Source organism: Amycolatopsis vancoresmycina (assembly GCF_000716785.1).
Lineage (GTDB): Bacteria > Actinomycetota > Actinomycetes > Mycobacteriales > Pseudonocardiaceae > Amycolatopsis > Amycolatopsis vancoresmycina.
Map to the genome: position 1 here is coordinate 1 of NZ_JNYY01000024.1, position 21840 is coordinate 21840.

20 protein-coding genes are annotated in these 21840 nt (G+C 73.1%); 6 read left to right on the forward strand and 14 right to left on the reverse strand.

The annotated features are described in order from the left end of the window. Positions 1-244: 244 nt before the first annotated feature. The gene (locus OO60_RS46770; protein WP_156081350.1) at positions 245-391 is read left to right on the forward strand and encodes a hypothetical protein; all 147 of its coding nucleotides are present in this window, start codon (positions 245-247) and stop codon (positions 389-391) included. 9 nt (positions 392-400) lie between these two features. On the opposite strand, the gene OO60_RS37875 is transcribed toward OO60_RS46770, so the two are convergent. The 10 genes from OO60_RS37875 to OO60_RS37920 form a co-directional block, all read right to left on the reverse strand. Continuing rightward, positions 401-1468: an MSMEG_0565 family glycosyltransferase gene (locus OO60_RS37875; protein WP_033263177.1), complete on the reverse strand. Its 1068-nt coding sequence runs from the start codon at positions 1466-1468 to the stop codon at positions 401-403. After that, complete coding sequence (locus OO60_RS37880) at positions 1468-2298, reverse strand: carbon-nitrogen hydrolase family protein (protein WP_033263178.1); 831 nt, start codon at positions 2296-2298, stop codon at positions 1468-1470. Before OO60_RS37880 ends, OO60_RS37875 begins: the two co-directional genes overlap by 1 nt. Further along, positions 2299-3129 (reverse strand): carbon-nitrogen hydrolase family protein, encoded by an 831-nt coding sequence (locus tag OO60_RS37885; protein WP_033263179.1) that lies wholly within the window; start codon positions 3127-3129, stop codon positions 2299-2301. Further along, positions 3126-4496 carry an MSMEG_0567/sll0787 family protein gene (locus OO60_RS37890; RefSeq protein WP_033263180.1) on the reverse strand — a complete coding sequence of 457 codons (1371 nt, stop codon included), beginning with the start codon at positions 4494-4496 and terminating at the stop codon, positions 3126-3128. The genes OO60_RS37885 and OO60_RS37890 overlap by 4 nt, the downstream gene beginning before the upstream one ends. A gap of 1 nt (position 4497) precedes the next feature. Then, on the reverse strand, positions 4498-5568 hold the full coding sequence (locus OO60_RS37895; protein ID WP_033263181.1) for an MSMEG_0568 family radical SAM protein: 1071 nt from the start codon (positions 5566-5568) through the stop codon (positions 4498-4500). 10 nt (positions 5569-5578) lie between these two features. Next, positions 5579-6091, reverse strand: coding sequence for an MSMEG_0572/Sll0783 family nitrogen starvation response protein (locus OO60_RS37900; protein ID WP_003073383.1), 513 nt, complete (start codon positions 6089-6091; stop codon positions 5579-5581). Between the two features lie 4 nt (positions 6092-6095). Then, positions 6096-6935: an amidohydrolase family protein gene (locus OO60_RS37905; protein WP_033263182.1), complete on the reverse strand. Its 840-nt coding sequence runs from the start codon at positions 6933-6935 to the stop codon at positions 6096-6098. Then, on the reverse strand, positions 6932-8254 hold the full coding sequence (locus OO60_RS37910; RefSeq protein ID WP_033263183.1) for an MSMEG_0569 family flavin-dependent oxidoreductase: 1323 nt from the start codon (positions 8252-8254) through the stop codon (positions 6932-6934). The genes OO60_RS37905 and OO60_RS37910 overlap by 4 nt, the downstream gene beginning before the upstream one ends. A 115-nt stretch (positions 8255-8369) precedes the next feature. Beyond that, a complete protein-coding gene (locus tag OO60_RS37915) occupies positions 8370-9113 on the reverse strand; it encodes an SWIM zinc finger family protein (protein WP_003073388.1) in 744 nt (247 codons plus the stop codon). Beyond that, on the reverse strand, positions 9106-12129 hold the full coding sequence (locus OO60_RS37920; protein WP_033263184.1) for a DEAD/DEAH box helicase: 3024 nt from the start codon (positions 12127-12129) through the stop codon (positions 9106-9108). The genes OO60_RS37915 and OO60_RS37920 overlap by 8 nt, the downstream gene beginning before the upstream one ends. A gap of 136 nt (positions 12130-12265) precedes the next feature. Between OO60_RS37920 and OO60_RS37925 the strand changes: the two genes are divergently transcribed. The 3 genes from OO60_RS37925 to OO60_RS37935 all read left to right on the forward strand — a co-directional run bounded on the left by OO60_RS37925 (position 12266) and on the right by OO60_RS37935 (position 14189). After that, positions 12266-12862 (forward strand): RNA polymerase sigma factor, encoded by a 597-nt coding sequence (locus tag OO60_RS37925; RefSeq protein WP_209441424.1) that lies wholly within the window; start codon positions 12266-12268, stop codon positions 12860-12862. Continuing rightward, positions 12819-13532: a cupin domain-containing protein gene (locus OO60_RS37930; RefSeq protein ID WP_004559365.1), complete on the forward strand. Its 714-nt coding sequence runs from the start codon at positions 12819-12821 to the stop codon at positions 13530-13532. The genes OO60_RS37925 and OO60_RS37930 overlap by 44 nt, the downstream gene beginning before the upstream one ends. A 96-nt stretch (positions 13533-13628) precedes the next feature. Beyond that, on the forward strand, positions 13629-14189 hold the full coding sequence (locus OO60_RS37935) for a hypothetical protein (protein ID WP_155849019.1): 561 nt from the start codon (positions 13629-13631) through the stop codon (positions 14187-14189). 122 nt (positions 14190-14311) lie between these two features. Here OO60_RS37935 and OO60_RS37940 read toward each other — a convergent pair whose 3' ends face one another. Both OO60_RS37940 and OO60_RS37945 read right to left on the reverse strand, forming a co-directional pair. Continuing rightward, entirely contained in the window at positions 14312-15868 is a 1557-nt protein-coding gene (locus OO60_RS37940; RefSeq protein ID WP_004559367.1) for an alpha-L-arabinofuranosidase B, read from the reverse strand. A gap of 234 nt (positions 15869-16102) precedes the next feature. Next, complete coding sequence (locus tag OO60_RS37945) at positions 16103-16978, reverse strand: LysR family transcriptional regulator (RefSeq protein WP_004559368.1); 876 nt, start codon at positions 16976-16978, stop codon at positions 16103-16105. A 91-nt stretch (positions 16979-17069) separates the two neighbouring features. Between OO60_RS37945 and OO60_RS37950 the strand changes: the two genes are divergently transcribed. After that, a complete protein-coding gene (locus tag OO60_RS37950; RefSeq protein ID WP_004559369.1) occupies positions 17070-17813 on the forward strand; it encodes an SDR family oxidoreductase in 744 nt (247 codons plus the stop codon). A 24-nt stretch (positions 17814-17837) separates the two neighbouring features. Here OO60_RS37950 and OO60_RS37955 read toward each other — a convergent pair whose 3' ends face one another. Further along, a complete protein-coding gene (locus tag OO60_RS37955; RefSeq protein ID WP_004559370.1) occupies positions 17838-18200 on the reverse strand; it encodes a winged helix-turn-helix transcriptional regulator in 363 nt (120 codons plus the stop codon). Positions 18201-18291: 91 nt separating this feature from the next. Between OO60_RS37955 and OO60_RS37960 the strand changes: the two genes are divergently transcribed. Then, positions 18292-18945 carry an NADPH-dependent F420 reductase gene (locus OO60_RS37960; protein ID WP_033263187.1) on the forward strand — a complete coding sequence of 218 codons (654 nt, stop codon included), beginning with the start codon at positions 18292-18294 and terminating at the stop codon, positions 18943-18945. A gap of 55 nt (positions 18946-19000) precedes the next feature. On the opposite strand, the gene OO60_RS37965 is transcribed toward OO60_RS37960, so the two are convergent. Further along, positions 19001-21817 (reverse strand): M36 family metallopeptidase, encoded by a 2817-nt coding sequence (locus OO60_RS37965; protein ID WP_033263188.1) that lies wholly within the window; start codon positions 21815-21817, stop codon positions 19001-19003. Positions 21818-21840: the final 23 nt, after the last annotated feature.

The window sequence follows — 21840 nt, forward strand, 5'->3', positions numbered from 1 at the left end:
TTCATCAACCTCTCCATGATCACTATCATGACCAGGCGCCTGACCCGCCAGAAACAGCGGGCCAGGACCACCTAACCAAGATCCAAGACAGGCTCTAACACCGCCGCCGGGACCTGTCTGCCACCATTCGGGCCACCGTGTGTCGCATGTGGACAGTGCTGGTCGCGGTCCTCCTGGCCGACGGTGAACCGCACCTGGCCGGCAGGCCGCGGAGGTCGACCAGCTGGTCCGCGGGCTGGCCATCGTGATCAGCGCCGAATCGCTGTTCGCGCTGATCGATCTGTGTGACCTGACCCCCGAAGCGGCGATCACCAGCATGGCGACCACCGCACGGCAGCTGACCGCCGCAGCGGTCGCGGCCACGCCGGATCGCTCCGGCGACCCGCGGTAACCGGTCGGCTCAAGGCGTCGGATGTCCCGCCGGGGTTCCGGGCAGGCGCCGGTAGAAGTTCCGGTGTCCTTCGGCGGCCGCGCGCCACGTGTAGCGCCTGGCCAGTGCCCGTCCGGGTGCCGGGTCCACGCCGCCCAGAGCCACGCGCATTTCCCGGGCGAACCCGGGCGGGTCGGCCGCGAACCTCGCTGCCCCGCCGAAGACTTCGCGCAGCACCGGGAGGTCGCGGGTGACCACCGGGACCCCGGCCGCGAGGGCCTCCATCGCCGCCAGCCCGAAACCCTCCTTGGTGGACGGGAACGCGAACACCGCCGCGGAGGCCACCAGTGACGGCAGCGAGTCGTGCGCCACCGGGCCGAGCACCTCCGGCGAGACGCCCAGCTCGGCGGCGCGTTTCTCCCAGCGGGTGCGGTAGTCGCGGTAGTCGAAGAGCGTTTCGCCGCCGGCGATGAGCAGGCGGAGGCCCGGCTCGGCCAGCAGCGCGAACGCCTCCAGCAGGTCCAGCGAGCCCTTCCGCGGCTCGATCCCGCCGACCGCCAGCACGTACCGCCCCCGCTCCGAGGTGCGCGGAGCGGTCGCGAAGCGGGCGTAGTCGACGCCGTTGGGGATCACCGCCGCCTCGATGCCCCAGCCGGCACGGACCTCCGCGGCGACCGAGGCCGACACGCAGACGTGCGCGTACGGCCGGACGATCGCGCGCTCGTGGCAGGCCGCCAGTTCCGGCGTCGTGAACGTGTCGAGGTGGTGGATCGTGCGGACACACCGGTCGACGGCGTTCGCGCTGATGCAGTCCTGCGCGTGCACGACGTCGTAGTCGTCCGGGGTGAACGCCGCACGCAGCACCGCGATGGACCGCAGGATCCGCTCGCCCACGGACTCGTCCGCGACGTCGGGGAACGGGACGACGGCCAGCCGCACCCGCGGGTCGACCGGCCGGTGGAACCCCGCGTCGCCGCCGCGGCCGAGGGTCCACACGGTGACGTCCTCGCCGAGGTCCGCCAGCGCCTCGGCCAGGGAAAGGGTGTGCACGACCCCGCCGCGGGGCTTGGTCGAGTAGCTCAGCAGGGCGATGCGCATCAGGCCTCCCGGTACACCGACGGTTTCCGCTCCCCCAGGTGGTGCAGCACGCGGCGGGCGTTGGCGATCTCCTGCCCGACGTCGAGCTCGGCCACCGCGATCCCGGCCTTGGACCAGGTGCGGGCCAGGATTTCGCCGCCGGGCCCGACGACCTTGGCCTGGCCGAGGAACCGCATTCCGCCCATCGCGCCGGTCTGGTTGGACGAGACGAGCACGACCTGGTTCTCCGCCGCCCGCGCCTGGTCGTAGAGGTCGAACAGGCGGGACTGGCGGTCCTGGGCCATCCGCGGCGCGCGGTTGGTGATGCTGGTCGGCCACGCGCTCAGGCAGGCGACGATGTCGGCGCCGTCGAGGGCGAGCGACCGGGCCGACTCGGGGAAGGTCTTGTCGTAGTCGATCAGCATGCCCAGCCGCCCGACCGGGGTGTCGAACGCGGCGAACCGGTCACCCGGCTGGTAGGCGACGCTCTCCCCCGGCGGCTGGTGGACCTTGCGGTGCCGGCCGAGCACACCGTCCCCGGTCACGCAGACCGCCGAGTTGTAGCGCCACGGCCCGTCGGCCTCGCAGTAGCCGACGCAGACGACCATCTCCGCGGCCAGCGAGGCGATCGTCTTCAGCTCGGCGCAGTCCGGGTCGAGGGCCGGGGGCAGGGCGTCCGGGTCGGGGTGGCGCAGGTCGGCGAGGTAGCCGCCGAGGGCCGCGTCCGGCAGCACCAGCAGCGCGGCGCCGGAGGAGCGCGCGTGGTCGATCAGCGTCGTGATGCGCTGGAGGTCGAAGCCGAGGTCGCGGCCGAAGTGCGCGGCCACGGCGGCGATGCGGGTCTGCCCCATTCACGGGACACTAACCGGGTAGGCGTCGGGCCGTCGGTCCGCCAGGTGCCCCATCGACCGCCGCGCGGTCTCCAGCGCCGCCCGGACGTCGAGTTCGGCGACGGCCATGCCTTCGGTGACGCCGGTGTCGGCGAGGATCTCGCCACCGGGATCGACGACCTTGGCGCTGGCGACGAACCTCAGGTCGCCGAAGGTGCCGGACTGGTTGGCCGAGAGCCAGACGATCTGGTTCTCCAGCGCGCGGGCCCGGTCGAACAGGTCGAATCGGCGCTTCCAGCGGTCGTCGGCGAGGTCGGCGGCCGGGTGGGTCCGGCTGCCGGGCCAGGCGCTCATGCAGACGACGATCTCGGCGCCGTCGAGCGCCAGCGCCCGCGCCGATTCGGGGAATGCCTTGTCGTAGCAGATGAGCATGCCCAGCCGACCGACCGGCGTGTCGAACGCGGCGAACTCCCCGCCCGCGCCGTAGCTGGCGTTCTCGGCCAGGGGCTGGTGGACCTTGCGGTGGTGGCCGAGGACGCCGTCGCCGCTGACGCACACCGCGGAGTTGTACCGGCGGCCGCCGTCGAGCTCGCAGTACCCGGCGGTCACCACCAGCTCCCCGGCCAGCGCGGCCAGGCGGCGCAGCTCCGGGCCGTCGGCGGCGAGCGCGGGCGGCCCCTCGGCGCCGCCGTCGAGGTTGGCCAGGTAGCCGCCGAGCGCGGCCTCGGGCAGGGCCAGCAACCGGACGCCTTCGGCCTTCGCCTCGCCGATCAGCTTCTCGATGCGGGCGAAGTCCGCTTCGAGGTCGCGGTCGAACGGCGCGGCGACCGCGGCCATTCTCAGTGTCGTCATGAGTTCCCCAATCCGGTGACGCCGCCGCCGATGGCGGTCGTCCGTTCGCCGTCGGGCCAGCGCAGCGTGACGCCGGTGCCCGCGACCAGCTCCCCGCAGGCCGCGGTGACCGCGGGCCCGGCGGGGGCCGGGGCGCCGGCGGTCAGCATCGCGAAGCCCGGGAAGCAGGTCAGCCAGTCCCCGGTGGACGCTCTCCGCGGCCGCGGCACCTTTTCGACGTCCAGCACCGCGCCGCAACCGGACGCCTCGGCGAGCATGCCGAGCGTGCCCGCGATCCCGGCCATCGAGACGTCCTTGGCGGCGGCCGGTCGCGCCTTGGCCACCGAGCCGAGCAGTTCCCGCAGTTCGGGCGTACGGCGGAAACTCGTCGAGTCCCACTGCCGTCCCGTGTAGCCGGGCCGCCAGCCGCCGCCCAGGTCGGCCGTCAGCCAGACGCGCTGTCCCGGTTTCCCGCCCCCGCCGGGGACCGGGTCGGTGGTCCGGCCCAGCGCGGTGACCGAGAGCGACGCCGGGACACCGAACTGCGTGTGCCCGCCGAGCACCGGCACGCCGTACGCCTCACTCGCCTTCCGCAGTCCACTGAGGACACGGGCGGCGAAGGACGCGTCGCGGGCGCCGAGCGCGTCGAGCAGCCCGGTCGGGGTGGCGCCCATCGCGGCCAGGTCGTTGAGGTTCACCAGCACCGAGCACCAGCCCGCCCACTCCGGGTCGCGCTCGACCATGGCCGGGACGATCGCGTCGCAGGCGGCGACGACGTCGGTACCCGGCAGCGGCACGCCGTCGTCGCCGACGAAGCCGGGCACGCCGGTCAGCCCGCGCAGCAGCGGGCCGAGCGCGGCCTTCGTCGCGCGGGCGAGCGCGGCGATCCGGCCGATCGGCCACCGCATCAGCACGTGGTCGTGGCCGGCGACGGTCACCGGCCGCACGCGCTGCCAGCCGAGCCGCGCGAACAGCTTTTCGGTGCGGGTCTGGACGGTGGCCTCGAACCGCAGCGCGCCCTCGGCTTCGGCTCGGGCGCAGGCCGCCCGGACCAGGGCCGAGCCGATGCCGGGCGGTGAGCCGGCGGCGACGACCAGGCGCCCGCCCCGCCACCAGCCCAGGTCGGGGCCGTCGGAGGCCGGGCCGAGCCGGACCCCGCCGAGCACGTCGCCCGCGGTGTCCCGCGCGAGCAGCACGATCGTCCGCGAATCGATGTCGTGGTCGTCGAGGTCGTGCCCGGTGAAGAGCCCTTGCCGCGCCACGAAGGCTTCGTGGCGCAACGCGCGGTAGGCCGCCAGGTCGTCGTGACCGGCTTCGGCGATGGAGAACGCCGGGCGGGCGGCGACGCTGCGGACGTCGCCGAGCAGCGCGAGGATGTCGTGGTCCACCTCAGCCGCCCACCGCGCTGAGCAGCCCGCAGGCGCCGCACGCGGCACAACCCGCGCCCTGGTCGACCCCGGTCATCCCGGCGGCCCGCAGCAGGGCCGCGACGCGGCTGGTGACCTCGGCGACCAGCGACGGCGCGGGCGCGGTGGCGCCGTCGCGGCGGGCGAGGGTGCCGAGCATCGGCCGCATCGGGACGACGAACGGGTACACGCCCATACCGATCAGCCGCCCGGCCCCCGCCACCAGGGCGTCCGGGTCCTCGCCGAGCCCGATCAGCAGGTACGTCGAGACGCGGTTGCGGCCGAACACGCGGACCGCCTCCGTCCAGGCGGCTTCGTACTCGGCCAGCGGCACGGTGGACTTGCCCGGCAGCCAGCGCCGCCGGACGTCGTCGTCGAGCGACTCGACGTGGATGCCGATCGACGTAGCTCCGGCGTCGCGCAGTTCTTCCAGGACCCCGAGGTCGCCCGGGGGCTCGATCTGCACCTGGATCGGCAGGCCCGGCACGGCGTCGAGCACCGCGCGGACGCACCGGAGGAGGTGCCGGGCCCCGCGGTCCGGCCCGGCCGTGGTCCCGGTCGTCATGACCATCTGCCGGACGCCGTCGAGGCGCACCGCGGCCTCGGCGACCTCCGCGAGCTGCTGCGGCGTTTTCGCGGCCACGGTGGATCCCGTCCGCAGCGACTCTTCGATCGTGCAGAACCGGCAGCGCTGGTCTTCGGCGTACCGGATGCAGGTCTGCACGACGGTCGTCGCGAGGACGTCCTTCCCGTGCAGCAGGGCGATCTTCCGGTACGGGACACCGTCTGCAGTGGACAGATCGTAGAAGCGGGGCCGCGCCACCGGCGTCACGCTCAGGCCGAGGTCGACGGCGCCCCGGTGGATCCGGCCGTCGCGGACCTCGTACGGGCTGCCCGGGTTCAGCGGCACCGTCGCGTTGGCACCGTCGACGACCAGGTGGCCGTCGTCGCTCGGCCCGGCGCCCTTGCTGCGCTGCACGGGTGCGTCCACCCGCAGCCCGCGGACGGCGATGTCGGCGCGGGTGTCCAAGTCCTCTTCGATGCCAACGCGCACGAGCCGCTCCCTAGAACATGTAGGTGGAGTTGATGATGGCGCCCTTGCGCGCGTAGTGGATCAGCGCGTCCTGGACGTCGAGGGGGTGCGTCGGGATGACGCCCTCGATGAGGTCCTCCTCGCGGGCACCGTGCAGCGACAGCCCGAACCGGCAGCAGTAGGCCTTGCCACCTTCGCTGATGAACGTCTTGAGCTGGTCGTTGATGTTCAGCTCGCCCGGGAACGCGGCGTTGCCGGTGGTCGGGAAGCCGCGCGTGGCCAGGCAGTTCAGTGAACCCGGGCCGTAGAAGTAGATCGCGGCCTCGAAGCCCTTCCGCAGCGCGCGGGTCGCCTGCAGGATCGCCACGAAGCTCACCGACGACTCGTGCGCGATGCCGTGCACGAGCGTGAAGTAGCTCTGGCCGGGTTCGGCCTGGTAGTCCGGGAAGACCTTGGTTCCGCCGTACAGGTTGGAGCCCTGCGGCAGCGACGGGTGCGGGATCTCGTCGAGGCTGGTCTTCTCGGTCTCGGTCAGCTCTGCCATCGGTCTATTTCCCTTTCTCCGATCCGTACAGCACGTCGAACGTGCTGCGGAAAACCCGGTCGGCGAGCTCGCCGTCGCCGGCCGCGGCGGCCAGCTTGGCGAGTTCGCCCTCGTGATCGCCCCAAGGCTGGTCGGAGGCGAACAGCACGCGGTCGTGGCCGAGGCCGCGCCGCGAGATCTCCTCGACGAGCCAGCGCGGGGTGAAGCCGATCGCCCAGGACAGGTCGGTGTAGACCTGCTTGCCGTCGGCGATCCAGTCGAAGAAGCGGCCGCCGGCGAGCTTGATGTGCCCGCTCATCCCGCCGCCGAAGTGCACCAGGTGCAGCTTGACGTCGTCGGCGTAGGCGTCGACGAGCTTGCCGACCTCGTCGATGTCCGACGCCGCGCCGGGCGAGGTGTGGACGTGCACGACGAGGCCGTGTTCCCTCGCGGTCGCGAAGATCTTGTCCAGCTGCGGCTGGCAGGCGGGATCGGCGGCCCGGCCGCCCAGCAGGAAACTGAGCTTCAACGCCCGTACGCCGTCCTCGCCCGCCAGCCGCAGGGCTTCCTCGGTGCGGCCGGCGTCTTCGGCGCGCGGCGACACCCAGAGCGCGGCGCGGATCCGGTCGTCCTTGGCCGCCGCTTCGACGCAGAGTTCGTTGAAGGAGAAAGCGATCGATGGATCCGGGACGCCGTAGTTCGGGATCACGAGAGCGCGTTCAGTGCCTTCACGGTCCAAATCGGACAGAAGCTCGCCGATCGTCGCCCGGCTGCCGATCGCCGGGGCGACCGGCGGGCCGCCGTAGAACGGGTAGGCCGGCAGCACGCCCAGGTGGCGGTGGGCATCGTTCGTCCAGCGCCTCATGCGACGGTCCTCGGCGCGACCCAGTCGTCGTCGGCCGGGTAGGTGCTCACCGGGGTGCCGGAGATCCACCGGACGTCGGCACCCCGGCCGCCGCCGGTGATCCGCCGCGTCAGGTACTCCGCGTCCGCGGCGACGCCGCAGAACCGTCCCGAGCCCCAGGTGTGCTGCCACGGCAGGCCGAGGAAGTACAGCCCGGGACAGCTGGTGACGCCGCGGTGGTGCGCCGGGTAGCCCTTGCCGTCGAACACCGGGACGTCGATCCACCGGTGGTCGCGGCCGAACCCGGTGCACCAGACGACGGCCGAAAGCGCTTCCCCATCGAGGGTCCGCGGTTCGCCCGAAGGCTCCCACACCGGCTCGTACCGGGCCTCCCGCGGCGCCGGAATGCCGCTCTTCAGCAGGTACGCATCGATGGAGTCCTTGATGCCTTCGGACACCGCGTCGGCCGCGTCGAGGTTGCGGCGCAGGTCGTCCGCGAACTCCAGCCGTCCACTTCGGACGCTCCGGAGCCGCCCGTAGAGCTGCATGCCGCCCGCGGCGAACGCGCGCAGGTCGATGTCGTGCCCGCCGTCGCGGCCGGTGACGTAGTGGTTCGCGCGGAACCGCACGGCGTCCGCGTCGGCGAATTCGTCGATTCCCCTTGCGTAGTAGCCCATCTCGTCGAGCCACGCGACGACGTCCCGGCCGCGGTAGCGCCGGGCCACCCGCGGCGCCGACCCGACGGCGAGGTGCACGCGGCGTCCGGCCAGGTGCAGGTCCTCGGCGATCTGGCAGCCGGACTGCCCGGTGCCGACGACGAGGACGTCCCCGCCGGGCAGCTGCGCGGGGTTGCGGTAGTCGGCCGAGTGCAGCTGGACGACGTGCTCGGGCAGCCGTTCGGCCAGCCGCGGCTTGCGCGGCACCTGGTAGGGGCCGGTGGCCAGCACGACGTGGTCGGCGGTCAGCTCGCCGTCCGACGTCGTGAGCCGGAACCCGCCGCCGGGCAGCGGCCGCAGCCGGGTCGCCTCGACGCCCTCGTGCAGCGGGACGTCGAACTCCTGCACGTACGCCTCGAGGTAGGCGACGATCTCGTCCCGGACCATGAACCCGTCCGGATCGTCGCCCGCGTAGGGGAACCCGGGCAGCCGGCATTGCCAGTTCGGCGTGACCAGGCAGAAACTGTCCCAGCGGCGGGTCCGCCATTCGTGCCCCGCGCGCTCGCGTTCGAGCACCAGGTGCCCGACCCCGGCCGCGGTCAGGCAGTGGGACATCGACAGTCCCGCCTGGCCGCCGCCGACCACGATCACCGGCCGGTGCAGGCCGTCGAGCTGGAAGGTCATGCCGCCCAGTGCACCGGCGGACCATTTCCGGACGGTTTCTCCCGGAACACCGGCGTGTTACCAGGCCGCCACCGCGTGACATCTTTCCCGGGCGCTGCTTAACATCGCGCGGCGGCTACCCCGCGGACCCGGTGCCATCGGACCAGCTGCTCCGCTCCCCCGCCAGCGCCCGGTACACCGGCCGGAGCAGCTCGGCGACGTCCTCGCCACCGGCGGTGATCGCGAACGGCGGAGCCTGGTCCAGAAGGGCGTCGACCGGCGTTGCAGGCGCGTGGAGCGGTGCCGGAGCAGGGCCACCGTCGAAGAAGGTGTCCATGACTTCGGTCAGGGCCGGAGACCCGTCGTCGGGATGGAGCGGCTCGGCGTGGATGAGCCGGTTCTTCAGCTCCTCGAGCAGCGCTTCGCGGGTCCGGCCGCGCAGGGCGAGGATGGTGAACGGATCTTCGCCGGCCCGCGCCAGGAGTGCGGAACACACGGCGTTCAAGTGGCCGCACGGCACTTCGGCGGCCGGGCACGTGCAGTCCAGTGACACCTCGCGCGCCGACGACGGGAACAGCGGCAGCCGGGCCGCTTTGAAGATTTCCTCGACGTCCCGCGGCAGCTCGCCGCCGAGCAGCTGAACCGTGAGGGACGCCTTCGCGGCAACGGCATGGGTGATCGCCGCCCACTCGGCTTTTCCGAACGCCGTCAGGCCGATCCGCACCTGGTGGGACCGACCATCCTGCACCTCGGCGTCGACGCGTCCGGCGCCGACCGTCAGGGACACGACGTGCCCCTGACCCTTGGCGGGCAGCAGGACACCGATCGCCGTCAACGCCCGGGCGAACCGGGTCGCCCACCACGGGAGTGGCTCAGTCATCGATCGCGTCCTCCCCCAGGGCGAACATCCCGCGCAGCGCGTCGCCGGACAGTTCGGTGAGCCAGCTTTCGCCCTCCCCCACGACCATTCCCGCCAGCGCACGTTTCTTGGTGATCAGCGTGTCGATGCGGTCCTCGATGGTGCCCGGGCAGACGAACTTCCGGACCTGGACGGTGCGGCCCTGCCCGATCCGGAAGGCCCGGTCGGTGGCCTGGTTCTCCACGGCCGGGTTCCACCAGCGGTCCAGGTGCAGCACCTGGGCGGCCGCGGTCAGCGTGAGCCCGGACCCACCGGCTTTCAGGGACAGCAAAAGGATCCGCGGCCCCTCGCCGGCCTGGAAGCGGTCCACGATCGCGTCTCGTGCCCCCTTCGCCAGGCCACCGTGCAGAAAACCGACTTCGACACCGAGCCGGCCGGCCAGGTGGGGCACGAGCAGGTGCCCGAATTCGGTGTACTGCGTGAAGCACAGCACCCGATCCCCCGACGCCAGGATTTCCGCCAGCACCTCTTCCAGGCGGACGACCTTGCCGGAGCGGTCGCCGAGCGGAGAGCCGTCGTGCAGCAGGTGCGCGGGGTGGTTGCAGACCTGCTTGAGCTTCGTGATCGCGGCGAGGACGTGGCCGCGGCGCTTGATGCCGTGGCTGTTCTCGATCTTCGTCATCATCTCGTCGACGATCGCGCGGTACAGCGTGCCCTGTTCGCGCGTGAGCCGGTATTCCTGCCGGATCTCGATCTTCTCCGGCAGCTCGGGCACGATCGCGGGATCGGTCTTCACGCGGCGCAGCAGGTACGGCTGTGTGAGCCGGCGCAGCTCGGCGGCCGTGGCGCTGTCACCCCGGCGTTCGATCGGGGCCGCGAACCGTTGCCGGAACTCGAACCGGCTGCCGAGCAGCCCGGGGTTGAGCAGGTCGAGCACCGACCACAGGTCCGCCAGCCGGTTCTCCACCGGGGTGCCGGTCAGCGCGAGCCGGTGCCCGGCCGGGAACCGCCGCACCGCCTTGGCCGTCGCGGTGTCGGCGTTCTTGATGGCGTGCGCTTCGTCGAGCACCAGGCGGCGCCAGGTGATCGCCGCGAGCTCGCCGGCGTCCCGGGCGGCGGTGGCGTAGGTCGTGACGACGAGGTCAGCCGCGGCGACCCGCTCGGCGAGCACGTCCCCGTGCGCGCGGGCGCTGCCGTGGTGGGCGAGCACCCGGAGTTCCGGCGCGAAGTTCGCCGCCTCCCGCTGCCACATGCCGACCAGCGACATCGGGCACAGCACCAGCGTCGGGCCGCGCTCGCCGCCGGCCCGCTCGACGGCCTCGAGCGCCAGCGTCTGGACGGTCTTGCCGAGGCCCATGTCGTCGGCCAGGCACGCGCCGAGGCCCAGCGCCGACATGAAGGCCAGCCAGGCGACCCCGCGCTGCTGGTAGGGGCGCAGGGTGGCGCGGAACGACGGCGGCAGCGCGACCGGCGGCAGCCGCTGCTGGACCCGCCCGGCCAGGACGTCCCCGACCCAGCCGTCGGCGCGGACGCCGGTGACCGGCAGCGGCGTCTCCTGGGAGACGCGGACGAGTTCCAGGAGCTCGGCCGCGGTGGGGCGCGGGGTGCGCCGGTGCGGGTCGCGGCGCAGGAACTCGAGCCCGGCGCGGAGCCGGTCGGCGTCGACGCTGACCCACCGCCCCCGCAGCCGCACCAGCGGCGTCTTCGCCGCGACGAGCCTGGCCAGCTCCTCCTCGCCGAGCTCGTCGTCGCCCACCGCGATCGACCAGCGGAAGGCCGCCAGCTCGTCGCGGCCCACCCGGCTGCGGGTGACGACCTGTTCGGAAGGCGTGCTGCGGACCGACAGCCGCAGCCCGAGCCGGCGCCGGCCGTCCCAGGTGGCCGGGAGCTGCACCTCGAACCCGGCTTCGATCAGCCGGGTCGCCCCCGAGGTGAGGAAGTGCTCGGCTTCCTCGACGGTCAGGTCGTATTCGGACGGCTGCGTGCGGCGCAACGCCGGCGCCAGCATCGGCTCCACCAGCGCGGCCCGGCCCAGTTCGGCGACGAACAGGCCCCGCGGGTCCCGGACCAGGCCGTTCGCCTCGCCCGACCAGATCTGCCCGGCCGACAGCAGCAGGCTCGGATCGGCCGTGGCCCGCAGGAGGAACTGCAGCTGCCACTTGGTTCCGTCGCCGGTCTGGTCGTCGGGATCCTCCGCGTCCGGCAGCCGCAGGGTGCCGACTTCGGCCAGCCGGAAACACGCCCGGCCGTCGACGACGTCGGTGTCGGCCACCTCGTCCCACTTCGCGACGGCCCCGGCCAGCACGCCGAGTTCGGCCAGCGGCAGCACGACGTGCGGATCGCCGCCCTGCAGCGCGGCCAGCCACACCCCGGCCGCGCCCTGGGCCCCGCGCGGGCCGACCGGCGGATCCGCCCGCGCCAGCCGGTCCCGGACCGCCGCGTCGACCAGGGCGTGCAGGGCATCGGCGACGAGCGCGCGCGGCGAGGCCCCGGTGAGCGGCGCGACCTGCTCGGCCCGCCCGACCGGCGGCAGGGCCGCGACCAGCGCGTCGAACGCGACGAAGTCCACGCCCTGCAGCACCGGCCGCCACCGGGCCTCGGCCGCGTCGCCCCGGCGGACGAGCGTCGGCAGCACCCGCCCGCGCCGCACCAGATCCGCGGCCAGCCGGGCCACCGCCCGCAGGTGGGTGACCGACGGGCCGTAGGTGGCCGAGCCGTCGAGGTCGTCCAGCTCGGCCGCGTCCACGGCCAACGCGGGCACCGACCACGGCCGCAGCGACGGCGCCGGGCCGCGTCGCTTGCCGCCCGCCGTCGCCTCGGCGGAGGCGAGCGGGCGGTTCACCCGCGACGGCAGCAGCAACGTCACCGACGTGGGCTTGCCGGGGTGCAGCGCGGTCAGGTCCGCGCTGGAGACGGCGAACGGGTGCGACAGCGCGATCCGCGCCGACCGGCTCGACGTGCCGGCCGGGCCTCGGTCGCGCTCGGCCCAGAGAAGCAGCCCCCGGCCCGGAGACCACAGGGCGTGCACCACGGGCAAGTCCGCGTCTCCTTCGTCCGGTGCGGGTTACCCGCAGATCGTCGCACGGCAGCCGGAGCGGCCATCGCCGGAATCGCGCCTCGCCGGCCGGCTCGGCCCTGCCGCCGCACCGCGACCTGCGGCTATGGTGGCGTCCGTGTCCGACGATGCCGCCGACCTCGCGTGGCGGTTCGCCTCCGGCGAGCCGGAGACCTTGCGCGCGGTGTTCGACCGGTACGGCCCCGCGGTCCAGCGGCTGGCCCGGGCCAGCCTGCGCGACCCCGCCGACGTCGACGACGTCGTGCAGGCGACCTTCGTGTCCGCCTGGAGCGGCCGGCACACCTACGACGCGGAGAAGGCGGGGCTCCTGGCCTGGCTGCTCGGCATCGCCCGGCGCCGCATCGTCGACCTGCTGCGCGCGCGGGGCCGCCAGCAGCGCGATTCCGCCGCGGCCGCCGCCGTCGCACCGGCCGAGGTGGCGGTCGCCGAGTCGCCGGAGCGGGTGCTGGACCGGCTGGTCGTCGCCGACGAGCTGACCCGGCTGCCCGACCCGCAGCGGGAGATCCTGCGCTTGGCCTTCTACGCTGATCTCACCCACACTCAGATCGCCGAACACACCGGGCTGCCGCTGGGCACGGTCAAGAGCCACCTCCGCCGCGGGATGCAGAGCCTGCGCGCCCAGCTCGACCGCACGCCGGAGGAGGTGACCGATGAAGCACCCGGACCCCGATCGGCTCGTGCTGCTCGCCCTTGACGAGCAGCCGCCCGGCCCGGCCGAGGCCGCTCACCTGGACAGCTGCCCCGACTGCCGCGACGAGGTCGAGTCCCTGCGCGAGGTCGCGGCTCTGGGCCGCGAGAGCCGCACGGAAACGTCCCTGCCGCCGGTGTCCGAAGCCGTGTGGGACCGCATCGCCGCCGGCACCGGCCAGCCTCGCTCCGAGAACGGCACGGCTCGCGTCCTGCCGCCTCCCGGCGACGGGCGATCGGCCGGCCGCCGGTTCCGCCGCGGTGCCCGCTACGCAGCCGTCGCGGCCGCCGCGGCCGCCATCGGGGTGGCCGGGACGGCGCTCGCCGTGAACGCCGGCGACGGCGGGCGGGTCGTCGCGGAGGCGCAGCTGGCCCGCCAGTCGTCCGCACCGGCCGGCGCGGGCGGCCAGGTCCGGATCGTCGACGCGGGCGAGGGCGCGCTGCGGCTGAAGGTCCAGCTCACCGGCATGCCCGCACCGGCCGGGCTGTACGAGATCTGGCTCTTCGACGGCAGCAGGACCATGATCCCGCTGGGCGTGACCGCGGGCAGCGAGGCCGACGTCGCCGTGCCCGCCACCCTCACCTGGAGCCGGTTCCCGGTCGTGGACGTCTCCGCCCAGGAACTCGGCCAGCAGGAACACGGCGTCAGCATGCTGCAGGGCACCCTCCGCCCCTGACCGGCCCGCTCCCGGAATCGAGGGGATCCGCTGCATCCGCTCGCCCGCTTCCCGGCGTACCCCTGGTGTCCAGGAAGCACTGAGAACGGAGTGATCATGCGCTTTCGCCTGCTCGGGGTGTCCGTCGCCGCGGCGGCGGCCATCGCCGGCGTCGCCGCGGCCCCGGCCCAAGCGGCCCAGCCGGTCCACGCGTCCTCCTACACCGGCGCCCACCACCACGGGTACCACTTCGGCAAGGGCCGCACCGACCTGACGCTCGACCGCACCGCGGCCGGCGCGCTCGCCTCGCTGGGTGTCAAGGTGTCGCCGGTGCTGGCCACGGTCCGGCACACCGGCGGCACCATGGTGTTCGGGTTCACGATCGTCGGCAACCCCAAGGACGGGACCATCGAGCACATCGGCGGCCTGCTGCTGCGCGCCGGCGGCAAGTGCCTCTTCCTCACCGGTTACACGATCGACCTCAACCGCGGCGTGCTCAGCGGAAAGATCGATTTCGGGACGCGGGCCGACCTGTTCACCATCGGCGCGGCCACACCGGCCGGCGTGACACTGGCCCTCACCGCACCGGCGGCGGCGCTGCTGAACAAGACGTTCGGGGTCACCGCGTTCACCGCCGGGCTGGTCATCGGCTACGGCAACCCGATGATCCGCAAGTAACCGCGTCCGGCGAGCCGGCGGAGTGGCTCGGCCGCTCCGCCGGTTTCCCGGCCGGTCCGAGCCGGCCGCGAGCACGGCTTCCCCGCGACGCTGCGGGAAAGCCGTGCTCGCCGCCGGTGGGGTCAGCTCCAGGGCGAGGCGACGAGCCAGCTCGTGTCCTGGGCCCACGACGTCGTGGCGTCCCAGGCGTTGCTGCCGCCGTTGCTCGCCACGTAGCCGGTGAAGTTGTAGTGGCGCAGGTACTTGGCCGGATAGTTGACCGATTGGAACGACCGCCCGACGCCGCTGTTGCCCGGTGTGGAGCAGAACGTGGCGTCCTGCGCGAACGCGCTGCCGCCGTCGTCGGCGTTGAGGTGGAGCTGGAACGCGTAGTGCCGCAGGAAGCGGCCGGGCTGGTCGGCGGACTCGAAGGACAGGCACGAGGTGTCGGCCAGGCCCGCCCGGACGATCCAGGTCGCGTCGGCCTTGAGGGTGGCCGCGCTGGTGGCGTCGACGGCGGAGATGCCCACCTTGTCGTCGGAGTCGTTGTGGCGCAGGTAATCGGACGTGCAGCACGCCGTCGTCGCCTGCAGGGAGACCTTGGCACCCGGGGTCAGGGTTCCGGCGCCGGCCGGGGCGCTACTGTAGCCGGCGGCGGTGATGTTGGCCTGGACCGCGTTCTCGGTCGCGTCCGAGGGGTAGCCCGCGGTCATCACGCCCTCGTAGAAGGTGCCGCGCGCGCCGACGCTGTTGTCGCCGCCGATGCCGAGGATGATCGCCCCCTGCTTCTTCATCGGGTTGTAGCCGGCGACGTTGGGCCGCACGCCGTTGTAGTAAGTGGACAGGCTGCCCGACTGGGCGTTGGCGCCGCGGATCGCCCACTGGTTCGGACCACCCTTGACGACGGCGGTCTGGAACCGGTTGGCGACCGTCGGGTCGCCGGCGTTGAAGTGCTGGTTCACGCCGGAGAACAGGCCGTTCTCCAGGTCGGCCATGATCCACGGGCCGTCGCCGCTGCCGTAGCCCCAGCCCTTGTTGCTGCCGAAGTAGATCGCCTCCATCGTGCCGTTGCCGTCGTCGTTGCCGCTCGTCTCGGCGTTGCCGTAGTCGAAGCAGCAGCCGCCGTTGTAGTTCGTGCCGTCGAAGATCGCGTACATCCCCTCCGGCTGGTCGCCGGTCGCGATGCCGTGGGTGTTGTTGTTGCGGTAGCCGGTGCCGGGGGCCACGGAGACGCCGTACGCCCGGTGGCCGCCGACCGTGACGGGTGCTTCGAAAGCGTTGGCGAGGTTGTCGTTCCCACCCGCGGCCGGCCCGGGCCAGTACCCCCTGAGGGCCTGGGTGAGGTGGTTGCCCTTGCCGGACTCGTCATAGATGACCGTGATCACGCAACTGGTGTTGGCGCAGAAGGAATCCTGCGCGGCGGCGTCGGCGTACCCGCCGGCGCTCAGCACGCCGATGTCCCGGGTCGTGTTGTCGGAAGCACGCCGGACCTGGTACAGCGGGCCGTTGTACGCAGCGTACAGGGCACGGGTGGTGCTGTGCGCGGCAACGCACGGGGTACTGCCCGCGGCGTAGATGTCGCACGGTCCTTGCGCGGCGGCCTGCGAGGTGGTGGCCGTGGCCGCGAGCAGGCCGGCGGCGAGGCTGGTGGTGGTGCCTGCCGCCACGAGGGCGCGGCGGATCCACGGTCGTCGGATCATCGAATCTCCTTCACACGGTGGGAAATGCGTCGCTGGACTTCCGGTGCGTGGTCGGTTCGAGGAGGTGGCGGTGAGCGAATGTTAGCGCTAACAGTTCAGCCGGGAGCGGCACCCGCTCGGCGTCCGGATTGAGTCACCACTATCGACGAACACCGGGGGCGCGTCAAGACACCAGTCGAGTCACCAGAACGGCCGTCGCACCCTTATGTCCCTTATGGACGGATTATCGGCAGCTCACCGCGCGGGTGTCCGATTCGGAGGGTCGGCCGCCGCGGGCACCAGCAGCCGCGCAGCCTCGTGGAACGGCGCCACCAGCGGGTTCGGCTCCCGTGGCCGCGACGCCACCACGACCCGGCAGGGCTCGAAGCCCTCGACCGGAATCGCCGTCACGTCGTCGCGCAACCGCGTGCGGTGATCGCCGGCTGGCAGGACCGCCACGGCGCTTCCCGAAGCCACCAGTTCGAGCTTGTCCTCGAAGCTGTCGTCCGGCGCGGGCGGCGGCGTGCCGTCCCTCGGCGTGCTCCACAGCGTCGGCGTCACCGCGCACGCCACCAGGTCCTCGTCACCCAGGTCGTCCACCGAGACGCTTTCCTTGCCCGCCAGCCGGTGTGCGGCGGGAACCAGCAGCACCCGCGGCTCCTCGTACAACGGTGTCACCGTCGCGGGAAACGGCAGTGGTTCGCGGGCGACGAGCGCGTCGACCCGGCCTTCGGGCAACGCCTGCATGTCGTGCCAGCGCAGCAGCCGCGTCCGGATGCGCGCGTCCGGGTGGCGGTGGCGCAGCGCCCGCACCGCGGGGGTGATGATCAGGCCCTCGGCGTAGCCGATGGTGATCTCCCGCGGCGGGTCGGCGGCGCGGGCGACGGCCACGGCGTCCTCGGCCGTTCCCAGGACGGCGTGGGCGCGCGGCAGGAACGCCCGACCGGCCGGGGTGAGGCTGGTGCCCTGCGGCGTGCGCGCGAACAGCCGCACACCGAGCCGGCCCTCCAGCCGCTGGATCTGACGGCTCAGCGACGGCTGCGCGAGGTGCAGAGCCGCGGCGGCGCGCCCGATGTTGCCGTGCTCGGCCACGACCGTGAAGTACCTGACCAGCCGCAAGTCGAGATCCACGCTTCGAGCGTACGCCGCCATGCACCGGCGGTATGGCGGCATGCGGAACGGGACTTGGACGCGCCGCCGGGGCCGGCGGTTCACTCGGGGTATGAACGCTTACGAAGGAAAGAACGTGGTCATCACCGGCGGGAGCAGCGGGCTCGGCCTCGCGGCCGCCGAACTGCTGGTCGCCCGCGGCGCACGGGTGCTGATCACCGGACGGGACGCGGAAAAGCTCGCGGCGGCGGGCCGCAAGCTGGGAGACCGCGCGACGACCGCGCGCAGCGACTCCGCGTCCATGGCCGACGTCGCGGAGCTGGCGCAGGTGGTCCGCGCGGAGTTCGGCGCGGTGGACGCGGTGTTCGTCAACGCGGGCGTGACCGCGTTCGCGCCGTTCGAATCGATGCCGGAAGCGCGGTACGACGAGCTGTTCGCGGTGAACACCAAGGGCCCGTACTTCACCGTGCAGAAACTCGCGCCGCTGCTGCGCGAAGGCGCCGGGGTCGTGCTCACCACGTCGGTGGCCAACGTCAAGGGCCTGGACATGATCAGCGCCTACGCGGCGACCAAGGCCGCGCTGCGGTCGATGACCCGGTCACTGGCGCGGGAGCTGCTGCCCCGCCGGGTCCGCGTCAACGCCGTCAGCCCGGGCCCGATCGCGACCGGCATCCTCGACGCGACTCTGCCACCGGAGGTCGCCGAGCGGACAAAGGCGGACATGGTCGCGCAGAACCCGATGCAGCGGTTCGGCGAGCCGGCCGAAGTCGCGGCCACGGTGGCCTACCTCGCGTTCGAAGCGACGTTCACCACCGGTGCCGAGATCCCCGTGGACGGCGGCGCGGCTCAGCTGTAGCGGCCGCCGCTCGGCACCGGACGATCACGTGGCCGGCAGACCGGCGAGCTCGGCCTGGTTGTCGGCGGCCCAGTGCGCGAGCTGCCGCAGGGGGCCGTCCGCGAACGACTCACCGAGCGCGGAGAGCCGGTAGGTCACGCCGCCCTGCGCCGGTTGCGGCCCGGCGCCGCTCGCCTTGGTGACGAGCCCGCGCGCTTGCAGGCGTCGGAGCGCCTGGGTCAGCACCTTGTCGCTGATCCCCCCGATGCGCGCGAGCAGTTCGCTGCGGCGCGTCGGCCCCCGGCGCAGGGCGGAAAGCACGACGGGATCCCAGACGTGGCTGATGAGTTCGGCTGCCGCACGGACGTGGCAGTCGGACACGAACGTCGGGCAGGGCTCGTCGATCACGGGGTCCAGTGTCCCACCGGTCGCCTACCGAACGGTAGGAGCGGCGGTCGTAGCGTGCCGGGACAAGGGCTTCGGCAAGAAGGAGATCGTGATGCACGTAGGCATGCTGGGCACCGGAAACCTCGCCGTGACGCTGGGCCGGGCCTGGGCCGCGGCCGGCCATTCGCTCGTGGTCACCGGCCGCGATCCGCGGCACGCCGCCGCGGCCGCCGTCGAGATCGGCGCGGCCGCCACCGCCGTCGAACCCGCCGGCTTCGCCGGCCGGGCCGACGTGGTCGTGGTCGCCGTGGCGTGGGAGGGGCTGGAGACCGCGCTCTCCCTCGTCGGCGGCCCTCGCGGCGCCCTGGCGGGCAAGACTGTGCTCGACTGCACCAACCCCGTGGACTTCGCGACCGGTGGCCTGAAGCCGTCGTCCGGCTCGGCGGCGGAACTCGTGGCGCGCTCGGCCCCGGGCGCGCAGGTGGTGAAGGCGCTCCACCTGTTCGCCGGAGCCTCGTGGCCGTACACCGGACCGCGGGACGCGGCGCCGGTCGTGGCGATCTGCGGTGACGAGGAGCCCGCGCTCGAGGTCGCCGCGGGCTTGGTGCGGGACCTCGGCGGGGCCGCCGCCGTGGTCGGCGGGCTCGGCCGGGCCCGTCAGCTGGAAGAGGCCGCGGGATTCGTCATGACGGTCGTCGCGGCCGGGCACAACCCGCGGCTCGCCGTTCCCGACGTGGACCCCGCGCTCCTCAGCCCGACGCCGTAGACGACCGGGGCTACCGGGTCACCGCCGGCTAGCGGCGACCCGGTCCCGCTCGCGCCTACACCGCCGGCTTCCCGTAGACCGCCAGCTCGGTGCTGCTGGTGAAGAAGCACCCGAGCGTGGTCGTGCCGGGCCCGCAGAGGCCGTCTTCCTGGCCCCGCGTGTCCAGCATCGTGTACCGCACGAACCGGACGCCGCTTCCGGTGCCCGGAGCCGGCGTGACCGGCGTGGGCTCGAACGTGGCGGACGGGAAGGTGCCCTGCGCCGCCGTGGTCCACGTGGTGCCGTCCGGGGACGTCTCCACCAGGTACTGACCGGTCTGCACGCTTTCGAGGGGGATGCAGACCGGCGTCGGGTTGACCACCACCTGGGCGATGTCGACCTTCGACGGCAGCTCGACCACGACGTTGAGCCCGCCGGGCTGGACGAACGAGACCCAGCCCCTGGCCTGCGACTGGTCGATCATGTTGCCGGGACCGCACATCGGGCTGAAGTCCGGTCCGGTGAAGCTCGCCACCTTGCCGCCGCCACCGGCCGCGGCCCAGTCCCGGCGGACCGTCCAGTCCTGGCTCAGCGGATGCGACGGGATCGACAGCGTCTTCTCCGCCGGGTCGTAGCCGGCTCCGCGGGCGACCACCTTCGCGTAGGTACCGGGCAGGATCCCGGCGATCGTGTAGGTGCCGTCCGCGGCCGTGGTGGCCACCAGCCCGCCCGCGAAGCCGGACGCGTGCCCGCCGAAGGCGACCGTGACGCCGCCGATCGGCGCGCCGCTGTCCTGGTCCCGCACCGTGCCGGTGAGCGTGCCGCGCGGGGTGTCCGCCGCCGGGGGCAGGGAGAAGTCCTCGACCGGCCGGATGTCGTCGCCGTCGCTCGCCGCGGCGAAGTACCCCATCCCGCGGTGGGCGAACACCTGCCAGATCTTCTGCTGCAGCCTCCCGCCGTCGACGACCAGGCCGGCCTGCAGGATCGAGTTGCGCTCGTCCAGGAAGGACGGGCTCGCGGGGGTCAGCTCCATGGCCCGGGTGAGCAGTGACTCGGCTTTCGCGCTGCCGACGGCGGTGCGCAGGTCCCACAGCGTCTCGGCCCAGATTTCGCCGTCGTCGTGCGCCTCCGCGAAGCCGGAGAGCCGGCCGTAGTCGCCGTAGGTGTACCCGCCGGAATGGGTCGCCGGGGTGCCGGGGCAGGCCGTGGCGGGGGCGCCGACGGCGCAGTCGAGCGGCTGCGAGCGGATCGTGCCGCCGGCGGTCCAGTACTTGCCGACCCGGATCTCGCCGTTGGCCGGCGTGTCCTTCTCCAGGCCCTGGGCGGCCAGGAAGTCCTCGGCGTACCAGTCGCTCCACCCCTCGCCCATGGCGCCGGCCTGGGCGCCGCCGAGCATCGAGACGCCGTTCGCGTCGACCACGAGCCGGTTCGACAGGCCGTGGGTGTACTCGTGGTAGACCACGTCCGACTCGTCGCCGGAGTTGCCCGCCAGCGCCCGCGTGCCCGGGGTGAACAGGTACATCTGCATGCGCGGCGGGGTGCCGTCCGGCGGCGTGCTCATGTTCGCGTTGTTGGTGTGGTTGCCGTCGGGCAGGCCGTTGCCGGTGTCGGCGCCGTCGTCCGCCTCCGCCTGGACCGCATCCCCGTCGACCGCCTCGAAGTTGCCCGCGGTCCGGGTGAAGCCGATCGGGGCGGCCAGCAGGTGGTCGTGGAAGGTGCCCAGGAACGAGAACAGCTGCACCGCGTTCTGGGCCCGGTCGGCCTGCCACGAGTTCGGCGTCTGCGGATCCCACGAGCACGGCAGGGCGGCCGCGCAGCGCCCGCCGACCGTCGTGGAGAAGTCGGTGAACGGGTACTCGAAGCTGCCTTTCGCGGCCGGGCGCACCTCTTCGGACGGGTTGGCGGTGTTGTCGTCGTTGACGTCGGAATAGACGTGCGCGTAGTACCCGGCCAGGCGCGGCGAATCGTCCGGCAGCCACTTGGTCAGGCTGATCCGCTGCTGCTTGCCACCGCGGGGCGCACCCGGGTAGTCGGTCCACACCTGGGCGGTGTCGTTGGCCACCGTGTTGTGCCGGTAGAGGACCTCGCCGCTCGCCGCGTCGACGACGTGCAGGAAACCGTCGCGCAGCAACAGTGTCTGCCAGGCGAGCCGCGGTCCGGCCCCCGTCTGGAACCACACCAGCTTCGCGTTGCCGCCGTCGCTGAACGTCGTGGCCTGCCGGGGTCCGGCCGCGTTCCTGGTCACCGTCGCCGGGGTGCCGTCGACGTCCTTGACGGCGGCCGCGCGGGCGGCCGCGGCGGAGAGCTGGGCGCCGCTCATCGCGGCGGGGAGCTGCTTGACCGGCGCGCCGTCCACCTGGATCAGGCTGCCGTCCTTGGCGACGTGGGCCTTGAGCCCGTTGCCGAAGACCGGGACGCCCCCGGCGGACTGGACGAAACTGAGGTGGTGGGTGCCTTCGATGTCGGTGTAGTCCTGGCGCAGGGTGAGGGTCTTCGCGTCCAGGCCGAAGACCTCGGGGTGCGCGCTGAGGTAGCCCAACGCGATGTCGGCCGGCTTGCGCGTGCTGGCGGCGGTGAGGAAGCCGTCGGTCCGGGCGACCCGGCGCGGCGTGCCGGTCGCGTTGTCGATGTCGACGATGCCCTGCGTGCCGAGCTGCTCGCGCAGCTGCCGGACGGCACCCGGCGACGAATCGGCGGCCGCCGACCGGCGGGCGGCCGCGGACAGTCCGCTCGCGGCGCGCAAGGAGTCGCGGCTGTCGTAGTCGACACGCCGGTGCAGCTTGCCGGCGGCGTCGGCGTGGTCCGGTGCGGCGTGGGCGACGGCGGGGGAAAGTCCGGCCAGCAACACGATCCCGGCCGCGGCGGCCCGCCGGGCCGCCGCCTGCCTTGTCACAGATCTCACCTGGATGCCTCTCG

What these genes read in the sequence shown, in the direction of transcription:
- OO60_RS37915 (WP_003073388.1), bottom strand. Translation starts at nt 9,113, where the DNA reads ATGACTGAGCCACTCCCGTGGTGGGCGACCCGGTTCGCCCGGGCGTTG.
- OO60_RS37960 (WP_033263187.1), top strand. Translation starts at nt 18,292, where the DNA reads ATGCACGTAGGCATGCTGGGCACCGGAAACCTCGCCGTGACGCTGGGC.
- OO60_RS37910 (WP_033263183.1), bottom strand. Translation starts at nt 8,254, where the DNA reads ATGACCTTCCAGCTCGACGGCCTGCACCGGCCGGTGATCGTGGTCGGC.
- OO60_RS37940 (WP_004559367.1), bottom strand. Translation starts at nt 15,868, where the DNA reads ATGATCCGACGACCGTGGATCCGCCGCGCCCTCGTGGCGGCAGGCACC.
- OO60_RS37930 (WP_004559365.1), top strand. Translation starts at nt 12,819, where the DNA reads ATGAAGCACCCGGACCCCGATCGGCTCGTGCTGCTCGCCCTTGACGAG.
- OO60_RS37900 (WP_003073383.1), bottom strand. Translation starts at nt 6,091, where the DNA reads ATGGCAGAGCTGACCGAGACCGAGAAGACCAGCCTCGACGAGATCCCG.
- OO60_RS37935 (WP_155849019.1), top strand. Translation starts at nt 13,629, where the DNA reads ATGCGCTTTCGCCTGCTCGGGGTGTCCGTCGCCGCGGCGGCGGCCATC.
- OO60_RS37875 (WP_033263177.1), bottom strand. Translation starts at nt 1,468, where the DNA reads ATGCGCATCGCCCTGCTGAGCTACTCGACCAAGCCCCGCGGCGGGGTC.
- OO60_RS37880 (WP_033263178.1), bottom strand. Translation starts at nt 2,298, where the DNA reads ATGGGGCAGACCCGCATCGCCGCCGTGGCCGCGCACTTCGGCCGCGAC.
- OO60_RS37905 (WP_033263182.1), bottom strand. Translation starts at nt 6,935, where the DNA reads ATGAGGCGCTGGACGAACGATGCCCACCGCCACCTGGGCGTGCTGCCG.
- OO60_RS37885 (WP_033263179.1), bottom strand. Translation starts at nt 3,129, where the DNA reads ATGACGACACTGAGAATGGCCGCGGTCGCCGCGCCGTTCGACCGCGAC.
- OO60_RS37950 (WP_004559369.1), top strand. Translation starts at nt 17,070, where the DNA reads ATGAACGCTTACGAAGGAAAGAACGTGGTCATCACCGGCGGGAGCAGC.